13 protein-coding genes are annotated in these 12,301 nt (G+C 69.8%); 8 read left to right on the top strand and 5 right to left on the bottom strand.

Features of this window, described 5'->3' with window-relative positions:
- Positions 1–5 precede the first annotated feature (5 nt).
- A complete protein-coding gene (locus ACFQ9K_RS20010; protein WP_378720034.1) occupies positions 6–866 on the bottom strand; it encodes an LLM class flavin-dependent oxidoreductase in 861 nt (286 codons plus the stop codon).
- Between the two features lie 193 nt (positions 867–1,059).
- On the opposite strand from ACFQ9K_RS20010, the gene ACFQ9K_RS20005 reads away from it, so the two are divergent.
- Both ACFQ9K_RS20005 and ACFQ9K_RS20000 read left to right on the top strand, forming a co-directional pair.
- A complete protein-coding gene (locus ACFQ9K_RS20005) occupies positions 1,060–1,836 on the top strand; it encodes a DsbA family protein (RefSeq protein ID WP_378720036.1) in 777 nt (258 codons plus the stop codon).
- Positions 1,833–2,399 (top strand): vitamin K epoxide reductase family protein, encoded by a 567-nt coding sequence (locus tag ACFQ9K_RS20000; RefSeq protein ID WP_378720038.1) that lies wholly within the window; start codon positions 1,833–1,835, stop codon positions 2,397–2,399. The genes ACFQ9K_RS20005 and ACFQ9K_RS20000 overlap by 4 nt, the downstream gene beginning before the upstream one ends.
- Here ACFQ9K_RS20000 and ACFQ9K_RS19995 read toward each other — a convergent pair.
- Positions 2,396–3,481 (bottom strand): S1C family serine protease, encoded by a 1,086-nt coding sequence (locus ACFQ9K_RS19995; protein ID WP_378720040.1) that lies wholly within the window; start codon positions 3,479–3,481, stop codon positions 2,396–2,398. The genes ACFQ9K_RS20000 and ACFQ9K_RS19995 overlap by 4 nt on opposite strands.
- A gap of 177 nt (positions 3,482–3,658) precedes the next feature.
- On the opposite strand from ACFQ9K_RS19995, the gene ACFQ9K_RS19990 reads away from it, so the two are divergent.
- The gene (locus tag ACFQ9K_RS19990) at positions 3,659–4,711 is read left to right on the top strand and encodes an NAD(P)-dependent alcohol dehydrogenase (RefSeq protein WP_378720042.1); all 1,053 of its coding nucleotides are present in this window, start codon (positions 3,659–3,661) and stop codon (positions 4,709–4,711) included.
- 127 nt (positions 4,712–4,838) lie between these two features.
- On the top strand, positions 4,839–6,053 hold the full coding sequence (locus tag ACFQ9K_RS19985; RefSeq protein ID WP_378720044.1) for an AI-2E family transporter: 1,215 nt from the start codon (positions 4,839–4,841) through the stop codon (positions 6,051–6,053).
- On the opposite strand, the gene ACFQ9K_RS19980 is transcribed toward ACFQ9K_RS19985, so the two are convergent.
- Positions 6,028–7,341, bottom strand: coding sequence for a condensation domain-containing protein (locus tag ACFQ9K_RS19980; RefSeq protein ID WP_378720046.1), 1,314 nt, complete (start codon positions 7,339–7,341; stop codon positions 6,028–6,030). The two genes, ACFQ9K_RS19985 and ACFQ9K_RS19980, sit on opposite strands and share 26 nt — an antisense overlap.
- Positions 7,342–7,437: 96 nt before the next feature.
- On the opposite strand from ACFQ9K_RS19980, the gene ACFQ9K_RS19975 reads away from it, so the two are divergent.
- Both ACFQ9K_RS19975 and ACFQ9K_RS19970 read left to right on the top strand, forming a co-directional pair.
- On the top strand, positions 7,438–7,995 hold the full coding sequence (locus ACFQ9K_RS19975) for a TetR/AcrR family transcriptional regulator (protein WP_378720048.1): 558 nt from the start codon (positions 7,438–7,440) through the stop codon (positions 7,993–7,995).
- Positions 7,996–8,074: 79 nt separating this feature from the next.
- On the top strand, positions 8,075–8,806 hold the full coding sequence (locus ACFQ9K_RS19970; protein ID WP_378720050.1) for a ZIP family metal transporter: 732 nt from the start codon (positions 8,075–8,077) through the stop codon (positions 8,804–8,806).
- Positions 8,807–8,811: 5 nt separating this feature from the next.
- Here ACFQ9K_RS19970 and ACFQ9K_RS19965 read toward each other — a convergent pair whose 3' ends face one another.
- On the bottom strand, positions 8,812–9,225 hold the full coding sequence (locus ACFQ9K_RS19965) for a VOC family protein (protein ID WP_378720052.1): 414 nt from the start codon (positions 9,223–9,225) through the stop codon (positions 8,812–8,814).
- A gap of 73 nt (positions 9,226–9,298) precedes the next feature.
- Here ACFQ9K_RS19965 and ACFQ9K_RS19960 point away from each other — a divergent pair, with 73 nt between their 5' ends.
- Together ACFQ9K_RS19960 and ACFQ9K_RS19955 are read left to right on the top strand one after the other, a co-directional pair.
- Positions 9,299–9,529, top strand: a complete 231-nt coding sequence (locus ACFQ9K_RS19960; protein WP_378720054.1) for a hypothetical protein — start codon at positions 9,299–9,301, stop codon at positions 9,527–9,529.
- A 2-nt stretch (positions 9,530–9,531) separates the two neighbouring features.
- Positions 9,532–10,011 (top strand): Clp protease N-terminal domain-containing protein, encoded by a 480-nt coding sequence (locus ACFQ9K_RS19955; RefSeq protein ID WP_378720055.1) that lies wholly within the window; start codon positions 9,532–9,534, stop codon positions 10,009–10,011.
- 423 nt (positions 10,012–10,434) lie between these two features.
- On the opposite strand, the gene ACFQ9K_RS19950 is transcribed toward ACFQ9K_RS19955, so the two are convergent.
- Entirely contained in the window at positions 10,435–12,039 is a 1,605-nt protein-coding gene (locus ACFQ9K_RS19950; RefSeq protein WP_378720057.1) for a DEAD/DEAH box helicase, read from the bottom strand.
- Between the last annotated feature and the right edge of the window lie 262 nt (positions 12,040–12,301).

The raw sequence follows: 12,301 nt of genomic DNA, 5'->3' as shown, positions 1-12,301 counted from the left end.
GGGGTTCAGACCAGCGGGCGGACCTCTTCCGCGACGAAACGAACGAAGCCTTCGGGATCCGGCTCGTCCGCCGTCGGCTGGATGATGACGGTGTCCGCGCCCGCGTCGACCAATCGGTGCACCGCGTCGGCCACCACCTGCGCACCACCCGCGACGCCCGCACCCGGCGCGTGCTTCGGCGTCCGTTCGGCGGCCAGCCGTGCCTCGGCATCCGGGCCGGTGACCGCGAGCAGGCTCGCGACGACCGGATGCGGATCGGTACGACCGGCGGCGATCCGCCCCTCGTCGATCAACGTCCGCGCGGCCCGCACGCCGTCGGCGTCGGTGATCGAATCCAGCAGCGTCCCATCGGCATGCGAGCCGCACAGTCGAATCGAACGCGGACCCTGGGCGCCGGCGTAGATCTTCGGCGGCGCGAACGGCGGCCAGTCGAGCGCCACGTCGTCGAGCCGCACATAGCGGCCTGCGGTGGTGACCCGCTCGCCGGCCAGCAACGCGCGCAACGCGTCCAGATATTCGCCGAGCAACGTGACTGGGGATTCGACCCGCGCGCCGACCTGACCCATCCAATCCTGCACCCCGTGGCCGACGCCGAGCAGCACCCGATCGGGGAACAACCGGTCGAGGGTGGCGGCCTCCATCGCGGTGAGCGCCACGTTGCGCAGCGGCACCGGCAGCAGGCCGATGCCGACGTGCAGCCGCTCGGTCCAGCCCAATACCGCCGCGGCACTGGCGATCCCGCTCTCCAGGAAGCAGTCCTCCCAGAGCCACAACTGCTCCAGCCCCGATTCCTCGGCGACCCGGGCCACGGCCCGCAACCGCTCCGGTGGATTCTGTGGACGAAATACCGCACCGAGAACTGTCATCTGACAATTCCTACCCGGCGGGTATGACAACCGCGGGATACCCACTGCCGCGTCGGCGCCCGATATTTCGGAATCTCTCAGGTTCACCCATGATGATGTGGCCGTGGCCCGATCACGCGGGGATGAGTTTCCAGCTCTACCATCGTGGCGGCAGGTACCGGCAGTCTCGAGCGAAAGGCGTGGTGAACGCACGGTGAGCAAGAACCCGGGTGGGAAGAAGAACCCGTTGCTGGCGGCGGATCGCAGCGACCGCAACCGCAAGATCTTCATCCAAGTGGGCGTGGCCGCTGTCCTGATCGCGCTCATCGCGGCGATCGGTATCGGTGTCGCGGTGAAGAAGGCGCGCAAGGACGACCCAGGCCCGAGCCCGGCCATCGCGGCCGCCGCGAACGCGGACCCGGCGGGCATCACCGGCACGATCACCGACAAGGGCGCGATCCGCATCGGCAAGCCCGGCGCGAAGGTCACCGTCCGGGTCGTCGCCGACCTGCAGTGCCCCGCCTGCAAGGGCTTCGAGGCGGCCAACTCCCAGGTGCTCGACGACAACGTGAAGAACGGCACCATCGCGGTCGAATACAACGTGATCGCGTTCCTGGACAAGGCGTCCAGCACCCGGTACTCGACCCGCGCGGCGAACGCCTCGTACTGCGTCGCCGAGGCCGACCCGTCGAAGTACATGGCTTGGCTGACCTCGATGTTCGCCCAGCAGCCCGCCGAGGGCGGCGCCGGCCTGCCGAACGACAAGCTGGTCCAGATCGCCAAGGACGCGGGCTACCCGGACTCGGTGGCGAACTGCATCACGGATGTGAAGTACGACAAGTACATTCAGGCCCGCACGGATGAGGTGCTCAAGAGCGGCATCCAGTCCACCCCGTCGGTCTTCGTCAACGGCAAGCAGATCCAGTCGAGCCAGGAGCTGATGGGCCCCGGCGGCCTCGCACCGGCGATCGCTGCCGCCGCGGCGCAGTGAGCACCGCCCCACCCCGGGCGGCCTGGATCCTGCTGCTGGGCGGGCTGGCCGGCTGGCTGGCCGCGATGGCGCTGACCATCGAACGGTTCAAGCTGTTCACCGACCCGGGCTACACCCCGTCGTGCAGCATCAACCCGATCCTGTCCTGTGGATCGGTGATGGTGACCAAGCAGGCCGCGGTGTTCGGATTCCCGAATCCGATCATCGGCATCGTCGGCTTCTCCGTGCTGGTCACCCTCGCGGTGCTGTCGGTGGCCGGGGTGGGGTTTCCGCAATGGATCTGGGGCGGGCTGTGGCTGGGGCTGCTGCTCGGCGTCGGCTTCGTCGGCTGGCTGATCTTCCAGAGCCTGTATCGGATCAACGCGCTGTGCCCGTACTGCATGGTGGTGTGGGCGATCATCACCCCGCTGCTCGCGGTCGTCACCGATCAGCTCTGGGGCGGGTCGCGGGGCCCGCTGCGCATCCTCGCGGAATGGCGCTGGACCATCGTCGCGCTGTTCTACGCGGTGGTGCTGGTGCTGATCTTCCTGCGGTTCCAGGACTACTGGCTGTCGCTGGTCTAATTCGGCGTGCCGAGCGCGAGCACCAGGGCGACCGTGCGCCGGGCGCCCGCGGTGTCCAGGATGTCGAGCTGGATCGAGTCGCCGGGCTTGTGCACGTTGATCGCGGCGTGCAGCGTGCGGGCCGAGGTGATCTCGCGACCGTCCAGGGCGACGATCACCTCGCCGTGCGTCAGCCCGGCCGCGTAGGCGGGTAGCCCGTAGAGCGCCAGATCGATGCGGGCCCCGCTGGGTTTCGCGTCGGTGGCCAGCACGCCGAGCGTCGCGGTCGGCCCGACGTGCACGGTGTCGGTCGGCGTGCCGGAGCGGATCTGCTGCACCACCCGCATCGCGGTATCGATCGGCACCGCGTAACCGTTCGGCGGCCTGCTCACCGCGCGCGCCGGATCGCCGGACGCCGCGGCGATCACCCCGATCACCGCGCCCTCCCGATCGGCGAGCGCACCCCCGGACTGCCCGGAGGTGACCGCGGCGGCGACCTCGAGCATTCCGGTGAGCGGTTTGCGGGACAGGTCGGCGGAATTCAGCGCGACGATGGTGCTGTCCAGATCGGTGAGCACGCCCTGGATCGCGGTCGGGGTGCCGCCGACGCCGCCCGCGTTGCCGATCGCCAGCACCTCGTCGCGCACCCGTGCGCCGGCCGAACTGCCGATTCGCGCGGTCGGCAGCCCGGTCGCGCCGGTCAGCGCGAGCAGTGCGATATCGGCCTCGGAGTCGTACCCGAGCACCACCGCGTCGTACTCGCGGCCGTTGCCGACATCGGTGACGGTGACCGTGTCCGCGCCCTTGACCACGTGATGGCTGGTCAGCACCTGGCCGTCCGCGGTGAGCACGATGCCCGAGCCGGCCGCGCCGAGCCCGAACGGCCTGGTCGAGGCGGTGATATCGACCAACGCCGGGTCCACCGCCGCGGCGACCGCCAGCGGATCGAGCGGTGGTGGTGGCGCGAGCAGCGGCGCGGCCGCCTCGGTCGTGCCGCCGGACCAGCTGGGCAGCTCACCCCGGTAACCGAGGAACGCGGCCACGGCGAGCAGCGCGGCGATGATCATCGCCAGCGCGCGGCCGCCGAACCGTTGCTCATTCATCGTTTCTCCGCCTCGATACCTGCGAATTCCATTGTGGCCGGAGATCTTCACCGTAGATCAGAAAATGGCGCGGTCCGTCGTCGACCACCGCCGATATCCCCGCGTGTCGGAAATTCAGGCGAGTTCGTTATGGCTTGCGTTTGGCATGGAGGCGCATGCGGCGGTAGGCATGTATGCATGACAACTGCTGCCGCGTACGCCCTATCCGCCTCCGATGGCGCATTCGAGAAGGTGACGATCGAGCGCAGGGATCTCGGTCCCCGCGATGTGCTGATCGATATCAAATACGCGGGCATCTGCCATTCCGACATTCACACCGCGCGTAACGAGTGGGGCGGCACCAAATACCCCCTGGTGCCCGGTCACGAGATCGCGGGCCTGGTCGCCGCGGTCGGGTCCGAGGTGAGCAAGTATCAGGTCGGCGACCGGGTCGGCGTCGGCTGCATGGTGAACTCCTGCGGCAAGTGCGGGCCGTGCCTGGCCAACGAGGAGCAGTACTGCCACCGCGGCGCGACCATGACCTACAACACGACCGTCGATCCGTCGGTGCAGGTCGACGGGTACACGATGGGCGGCTACTCGACCCAGATCGTGGTCACCGAGAACTTCGTCGTCGGCATCCCGGAGGGCATCGGACTCGACCAGGCCGCGCCGCTGCTGTGCGCGGGCGTCACCCTGTTCTCCCCGCTGCGGCACTGGAACACCGGGCCGGGCAAGAAGGTGGCCATCATCGGCATGGGCGGGCTCGGGCACGTCGGGGTGAAGATCGCGGCCGCGCTCGGCGCCGAGGTCACCGTGCTCAGCCACTCGCTGAGCAAGCAGGAGGACGGCAAGCTGTTCGGCGCGAGCCACTATTACGCGACCAGCGACCGGCAGACCTTCCGCGAGCTGCGCGGCAAGTTCGACCTCATTCTCAACACCGTCTCGGCGGACCTGCCGATCGACGACTACCTGAAGCTGCTCGCCCTCGACGGCACCCTGGTGATCCTCGGCCTGCCGGAAAACCCGATGGCGATCAAGCCGTTCACCATCACCGGCTACCGGCGCTCGCTGGCCGGCTCGATGATCGGCGGCATCGCCCAGACCCAGGAGATGCTCAACTTCTGCGCCCAGCACGGCATCGGCGCGGAGATCGAGGTGATCTCCGCCGACGAGATCGACGGCGCCTACGACCGCGTGGTGGCCAGCGACGTCCGCTACCGCTTCGTCATCGACGTCTCGACCATGTGACACCCGCGTAGCCCCAGGCGGGTCCGTGCACCGAGCCGCCGGCATGCGGTCGAGATCCTGAGCGGGCGGGTGAGCCCGTCCGCATGTTGCGGGCGTGCGCCGCGGCGATCGTGGGTACGTTGGCGGTGTGCCCGCGGATGACGACGAAACGACGCCTCCCGCCGCGACCCAGGCGGCAGTCGGTGCGACTGTGGTCACCGCGGAGATGACGACCAGCCCGCCGCCGTGGCTGTTGCGGGCGTTCCTGCTCGCGGCGGCGACGGTGGCCGGTTTGTTCGCCGGCTTCTGGGCCCTGACCCGGTTGCAGGGTTTGCTCACCATCCTGCTGGTCTCGCTGTTCCTCGCGTTCGCCATCGAACCCGCGGTGAACTGGCTGGCCCGGCGCGGGATGAAACGCGGACTCGCCACCGGGGTGGTCTTTCTCGTCCTGGCCACGGTCGTCTTCGCCTTCTTCTGGGCGCTCGGATCGTTGCTCATCGATCAGGTCACCACCCTGGTCAACAACGCCCCGCAGTACGCCGATCAGGGCATCGACTGGGTCAACCGCACGTTCAAGACCCACCTTTCCGGTACCGACCTGGAGAAATACACCAGCAACTGGAGTAAATACCTCGAGGGCGCGGCGGGCAACGCCTGGGACATCGGCACGCGGACGGTCGGCGTGGTCTTCCAATCCCTCGGCGTGCTGCTGTTCACCTATTACTTCGCCGCCGACGGACCGCGTTTCCGCAACGCCGTCTGCTCGCTGCTGCCACCGCGCAAGCAGCGACACGTGTTGCGCGCCTGGGATATCGCGGTGGAGAAGACCGGCGGCTACATCTACTCGCGCGGATTGCTCGCGCTCGCCTCGACCGTGGCGCACTACGTCGCGTTGCGCGTGCTCGACGTGCCGTCGGCGTTCGCGCTCGCGCTGTGGGTCGGCGTTGTGTCGCAGTTCATCCCGACCGTCGGCACCTATCTGGCCGGCGCGCTGCCGATCATCGTCGCGCTGGTGCACGGCCCCTCGGACGCGCTGTGGATCCTCGGCTTCATCGTGGTGTATCAGCAGTTCGAGAACTACGTGCTGCAACCGCGAATCACCGCGACCACGCTGGACATGCACCCGGCCGTCGCGTTCGGCGCGGTCTTGGCCGGCGCGGCCCTGCTCGGTGCGACCGGCGCCCTGCTGGCGATTCCGGTCACCGCGACCGTGCAGGCCTTCTCCGGGGCCTACATCCGGCGCTACGAGGTACAGACCGACGTGGACCACGACGCGCCGTTGCCGCCCCCGCCACCGAAGCCGCACCGGAAGTGGGCTCGCCAGTTGACCATTCGGTTCACCGGAGCCGACCGGCCGAAGTAGTCGCGCACCGTCCGAGCTGCTCGCGCAGCGCCTGTGCGAGCGTGCCCATCTGCGCCCGGCTGTGCTCCGCGGTGTCGTGCTCGACCTGGACGGTGAGCCGGTCGCCGACGGTGAACACGGTGAGCTTCGGCGGCATGCCGGGCCCCATCGCGAAGACGTCGTCGCGGATGTGCTGGACGCCCGCGGGGGTCGAATGCGCGGGCAGGCGGCCGATATTGGACATGGCGAGGGTCGGCGGCGCGGCGAACGCGGCGGCCGCCGCCGGGTCCGTCACCCGCTGTGCGGCCAGCAGGAACCGGCCCGCGTCATGGCGTTCGGCGGCGGCCCGCATGCCCGCCGTCACCAGCAGGCCGAGGTCGATCGGGCTGTGGTCCGGCTCGACCTCGGCGGCGGTGCCGACGCCGGACGCGGCGTTGAGCATCGTCCGCGCGGGCAGCGGCGGCCGCAGCTCCCCGCGCACGTCCACGGCGTGCCCGCAGATCATCGGCAGCGCACCGGTATTCGGCTCCAGCTGCGCACGGAACGCGACCAGCGCGGCGCCGGCGAGCAGGCTGTTGACCGAGAGGCCGTGCGACCGCGCGGAATCGATCAGCGCGGCGGTCTCCCTGGTATCCAATTCGATGCGGCGCACCGCGAATCGGCCGAGCGGATCGTCGGCGACCCCGGCGTAGGGCAATCGGCGCGGTGCCGCCGCCGGATCGATCATCGTCACCCCCGCGGCGGCGAGTTCCAGGAACTCGGCCACCTCGGCAGCGGAAAAGACCTCAGCGAGCCGGATATCCACCGCCTCGGGCAACGCCTGGTTCGAATCAGCCACCGGCAGCGGGCTTCCCGCGACGTGCGCGGAGTAGCGCTGCCACAGCTCGGCAAGCAGCGCGAAAGCCGAACGGCCATCGGCGATTCCGTGATGGATGACCAGGACGAGCTGCTGGCGCCTGCCTGCGCGGAACAGCCGGGCGCGGAACAGCCCGCCGGTCCAGTCCCGTGGGCCGTTCACCAGTCGCAGGTAGTCGACCTCGTCACCGTCGGCGATGTCCAGGCGCGGGACATAGTCGTCGGCGCGGCGCAGGTGCGGCGTGCCGTCGGCCGCGGTGACCACCGTGCTGCGGAGCAGTGGATGGCCGGCGGCCAGCTCGCCTAGTACCCGGCGCAGGATCTCGGGTTCGAGCTCACCGTGCACGGTCGAGCCGATGAACAGCGGCATACCGCCGGTGGGGACGCTGCCGAGCTTGGTACCGGTGCCGAAGAACGTGGATTCGAACGGGGAAATGGGGCGCTGTGCGGTCATGATTCCGACCATACGCACGTTTCAAACACTTGTCACAAACAAATGTTTGAAACGATCGTCACAAACACACGTATGCCCGGCTGCTATCGTGCGCAGGTGGGAACCCGAGACGATCTGCTCGCCGCGGCCAAGCGGTGCCTGGCCGAACGCGGCTACGCCCGCACCACCGTGCGCGACATCGTCGCCGCCTCCGGCACCAACCTCGCGGCGATCAACTACCACTTCGGCACCAGGGACAAGCTGCTCACCCAGGCGATGATGGAGACCACCGCGAGCGCGGTGCAGCAGATCCTCGACTCACCGCCCGCCGCCGACCCCGCCGACCCGGCCGTGCGGCTGCACGCCTTCCTGCAGCGCCTGATCGACTCGTTCACCGCGGACCGGCCGCTGTGGTCGGCCAATGCCGAGAGCTTCGCCCAGGCGCTGCACTCCCCCGAGCTCCGCACCGAGTTCGGCATCGCGCAAGCCCAAGCGCGCGAGGGACTTTCACACTTCTTCGCCGACGACTCGACCGACCCCGCGGTCGGCGCCGTGTTGCAGACCCTGATCGGCGGACTGCTCATCCAGTGGCTGGTCGACCCGGACAACGCGCCGACGGCCGAGACGCTGACCGCAGGGCTGCGCACGCTGGGCGCGGCCGTGCGCCCGGCCTGAGCGGCACCGGGCGACGGTCCGGCGAACTCACCGGCCCGTGCTAACGTTCCCGCCCGTGCCGATCACCCATGCTGGAACGATGGCGATTCTGCTGGGGCTGGTGTCGATGTGCGCGACGCTGGTCGGCGGCCTCGTCGCGGTGCGCATCGGCGACCGCAAACACCTGGTGCTCGGCCTGGCCGCGGGCGTGATGCTCGGCGTCGTCTTCTTCGACCTGCTGCCCGAGGCGCTGGAACAGTCCGGCAGGCACGTGCTCGGCGTGCCCGCCGCGCTGATCGCCGCGGTGGGCGGATTCCTGACCATCCACGTGATCGAGCGCGCGGTCGCCATCCACACCGGGCACGAGCAGGAATTCGGCACGCACACACACGGTTTCGAATCCGTCGGCCTGCTCGCCGCCGCGGGATTGATCTTCCACAGTCTGCTGGACGGCTTCGGCATCGGGCTCGGCTACCAGGCCGGCGCCACCGTCGGCGCCGCGGTCGCCATCGCGGTCATCTCGCACGACTTCGCCGACGGCTTCAACACCTTCACCATCTCGACCCTCTACGGCAACGCACGCAAACGCGCGCTCACCCTGCTCGCCCTCGACGCCGTCGCCCCGGTCGTCGGCGCGATCCTCGGCTCCCTCATCCGCGTTCCGCACGGCGTCGTCGGCCTCTACCTCGGGTATTTCGCCGGCTTCCTGCTCTACCTGGCGACCGCGGACATCCTTCCCGAGGCGCACGCCGTGCACCCGTCCCGCCTCACCCTCGCCTGCACCGTGGCGGGCGCGGGTCTCATGCTCGGCGTGGCCGCGCTCAACCACTGACCCGGTCAGAACACCGGCCGCGGCATCAACACCACCCGCCAGCCGTCCGGATCGGGAAAGGTCAAGCCGCCGTTGGCCGCCCAGTACGGGTTCGCCGCCTCGACCGGTTCGACACCGAACTCCGTCAGCTTGCGCGCGGCCTCGGACATCCCTGCCGCATCGGCGAAGTACAGCACCAGCAGGTTCTCCGCGCTCGGCGCGGCGCCGGGGCTGCCGTCGGCATGCGTCGTGAACTCCAGGTGGTAGCCGGTCCCCGGCAGCCCGACCAGCACACCGTCGTAGCCCTCGTGATTCGCGAACCGGAAGAGCTCGCGTAACCCGAGACCCTCGACGTAGAACCGCACCACCGCCTCGAGCCGATCGGTCGGCCTGGCGATCCGCACCTGCGCCACCGGCCAGGTGTCGTTGTCTGCTCCCACATCCCGACGATACGACGCAGCCGTTAGCAACCAAGGTTGACTATATCGAAGTTAGTCAACTAGAGTTGCTTGTATGCCCATCCCCGAAACCCCCGGCGCCGACGGTCCCGCGGACCGGCTCGCGGCCGTGGTCGCATTGCGGCGCTTGGCCGATCAGCTGGAGGACAGTGCCGTCGAGGAGGCGATGCGGGCGGGCTGGAGCTGGCCGCAGGTCGCCGAGGCGCTCGGCGTCACCCGGCAAGCCGTGCACAAGAAGCACGCCAAGCGGCTCATCGCCGCCGGCGTCAGCCTGAGGAGGCGCTGACCATGACCTCATTCGACGAATACCTGCACACGGTCATCACCGAGGGCAGCAGCGAGGCGCAACGCGACGGGTCGCCCACCGTCGAGGCGCAACATCTGCTGCTCGCGATCGCCGCGCAGCCTGGCACCGCGCCGCAGCGGGTGCTGGCCTCGGTCGGCCTCGACCAGCAGGCGCTTCGGGACGCGCTGCACCGCGAGTTCGAGCACAGCCTGAGCGCGGCCGGGGTGTCCCTGGCCGAGCTGAACGTGCCACGCGCACAAGGCTTTCACAAGGGCTCGCCGAAGGTCGGCGCCTCGATGAAGCTCGCGCTGGAGCGCGGCCTCGATTCCGTTCCGCGCAAGCGCGACCTGCGGCCCGCGCACGTGCTGCTCGGCATTCTGCGCGCCGAGATCGGAACCGTGCCGCGGGCGCTCGCCCTGGCCGGGGTGGATCGCACCGATCTCCAGACCAGGGTGCGGCACACGCTCGAGGCAGCCGGATGACGGAACACCTTGCGGTGCAATACCTCTTGGACGCGGCGGTGCGCGAGCACGGTCTCCCCGGCATCGTCGGCGAGATCCACGACGAGCACGGTCGCTGGTCCGGCTCCGCGGGCGTGTCCGACACCGCGACCGGCAGCGCGAGATGTGGACCACCGTCTCGACCGACGGCGCGGACCGGGTCGCCGACACCCGATCCGGCCTGGGTGTCTTCGAGCCGGAACTACCTGGCGGCCCAACGGTTTACAGACTGGCCGAAGCCACCATGGGCTCCAGGACCTGGGCCATGGGCAGCCGAGACGGCGAACGCACCGTGGTGACCCACACCAACGGTGATCGGCACGACCCCATGGCGATTCTTCCTCGCACTGAAAAAGGCCGCCTTCCCGTAATGGGACGACGGCCTCGATCTTTCAGCTGGTGAACTCAGGAACGCCCGGCCCGCGCGGCGGGCGCCTGCTCGCGGGTCGCGCGGGTGCGCGGCGCACCGCCCCGCGCGGAGCGAGTCGCGCCACGACCGGCGGCATCGAAGCTGTGTGCGGCAGACCCGTTGGTGCCGTGCCCATTTCGGCTACGCGACGGCCCGCCCGCAACGTCACCGCGGCCGCCGCGGCGCGGCTGGCCACCGGCGGCACCGCGCGACGCGTCGTCCGTGCCCCGCGCATTGCGGGTGCGCGGCTGGCCACCGGCGGCGGCACCGTCACGCGGTCCACGCTCGCCACGACCACGCGCCTGCCCGGCAGGCGCGCCGTACCGGCGCTCGCCACCGCCCCGCCGATTCCGGTTGCCCTGGCCGTCGGCATTCGACGCCACCGGCGTCGCGCTCGGCGCGACCCGCGGCGCGATGGTGCCGACCAGCGCCGTCACCGGCGCCGAATCGGCGGTCACCCGCTGGGACGCGACCGTGATGTTCGCCTTGCGCAGCAGGGCCGCGACGTCGCGCCGCTGCTCGGGCAGCACGACGGTGACGACATCACCGGCGCTGCCCGCACGCGCGGTACGACCGGAGCGGTGCAGGTACGCCTTGTGCTCGGCCGGCGGGTCGACGTGCACGACCAGCTCGACGTCGTCGACGTGCACGCCGCGCGCCGCGATATCGGTGGCAACGAGCACCCGGGCCGTACCGTTGCTGAACGCGGCGAGGTTGCGGTCGCGGGCGACCTGGGACAGATTGCCGTGCAGGTCCGTCGCGGGAATGCCCGCGGTGGTCAGCTGCTTGGCCAGCTTGCGCGCCTGGTGCTTGGTGCGCATGAACAGGATCCGGCGACCGGATCCGGCGGCCAGCGTCTCGACCAGGACGCGCTTGGCCTCGACACCGCCCACCTCGAAGACGTGGTGGGTCATCGCGGCCACCGGCGAGTCCGCCGTGTCCACGGAGTGCGTCGCCGGATTGCGCATGAACTGCTTGACCAGCTTGTTCACGCCGTTGTCCAGCGTCGCGGAGAACAGCAGCCGCTGGCCGCCGCTCGGGGTGGCCGCGAGGATGCGGGTCACCGCGGGCAGGAAGCCGAGGTCGGCCATGTGGTCGGCCTCGTCCAGCACGGTGATCTGCACGTCTTGCAGCGAAACCACGCGCTGACGCATCAGGTCCTCGAGCCGGCCGGGGCAGGCGACGACGATGTCGACGCCGGCCGCGAAGGCCTTGGCCTGCCGGTGCTGGGAGACGCCGCCCATGATGGTGGTCACGGCCAGCCCGGCCGCGGTGGCCATCGGCTCCAGCGCGGTGGCGATCTGGGTGGCCAGCTCGCGGGTCGGCGCGAGGATCAGGCCGCGCGGCCTGCCGCCGGGGCGCCGATCGCCGCCGGCCAGGCGGTCGACCATGGGGATGGAGAAGGCGAGCGTCTTGCCGCTACCCGTCTTGCCGCGGGCGAGCACGTCGCGACCGGCGAGGGTGTCGGGCAGCGTGGCCGCCTGGATGGGGAACGGAGCCGTGATGCCGCTCGCGGTGAGGGCGCCGACCAGCTTCGCGCCGACGCCGAGCGCGGCGAACGACGTGGTGGCGGCAGGGCTCGAAACAACAGGGGTGGTCATATGTGGTGGGTGTGCCTTCCAGGCATCGGGGGGTGTACCCCAGCGCTGCGCAGGATTGTGGTCCGTGCGTTCGGTGTTATGACACCCAGCTGAGGCGCCGACGCGAAAGGTAAGACATCCACGACGGATCGAGAGGGAGCGTGAAGATCAACGCTTGCCTCTGGTAACTCTACCGCAACCTCGCGTATTCCTCGCCTTCGGACCGCGAGGTCGATAGTGGGTTACGTCACGGCGCGCCACATCAGGGCATGACCACCGATTC

Source organism: Nocardia sp. NPDC056564 (assembly GCF_042793755.1).
Lineage (GTDB): Bacteria > Actinomycetota > Actinomycetes > Mycobacteriales > Mycobacteriaceae > Nocardia.
Note: the sequence above shows the minus strand (reverse complement) of the source record. Positions and strands in the feature narration are given on the sequence as shown.

What these genes read in the sequence shown, in the direction of transcription:
- ACFQ9K_RS20010 (WP_378720034.1), bottom strand. Translation starts at nt 866, where the DNA reads ATGACAGTTCTCGGTGCGGTATTTCGTCCACAGAATCCACCGGAGCGG.
- ACFQ9K_RS19995 (WP_378720040.1), bottom strand. Translation starts at nt 3,481, where the DNA reads ATGAATGAGCAACGGTTCGGCGGCCGCGCGCTGGCGATGATCATCGCC.
- ACFQ9K_RS19990 (WP_378720042.1), top strand. Translation starts at nt 3,659, where the DNA reads ATGACAACTGCTGCCGCGTACGCCCTATCCGCCTCCGATGGCGCATTC.
- ACFQ9K_RS19980 (WP_378720046.1), bottom strand. Translation starts at nt 7,341, where the DNA reads ATGACCGCACAGCGCCCCATTTCCCCGTTCGAATCCACGTTCTTCGGC.
- ACFQ9K_RS19970 (WP_378720050.1), top strand. Translation starts at nt 8,075, where the DNA reads ATGGCGATTCTGCTGGGGCTGGTGTCGATGTGCGCGACGCTGGTCGGC.
- ACFQ9K_RS19960 (WP_378720054.1), top strand. Translation starts at nt 9,299, where the DNA reads ATGCCCATCCCCGAAACCCCCGGCGCCGACGGTCCCGCGGACCGGCTC.
- ACFQ9K_RS19955 (WP_378720055.1), top strand. Translation starts at nt 9,532, where the DNA reads ATGACCTCATTCGACGAATACCTGCACACGGTCATCACCGAGGGCAGC.
- ACFQ9K_RS19950 (WP_378720057.1), bottom strand. Translation starts at nt 12,039, where the DNA reads ATGACCACCCCTGTTGTTTCGAGCCCTGCCGCCACCACGTCGTTCGCC.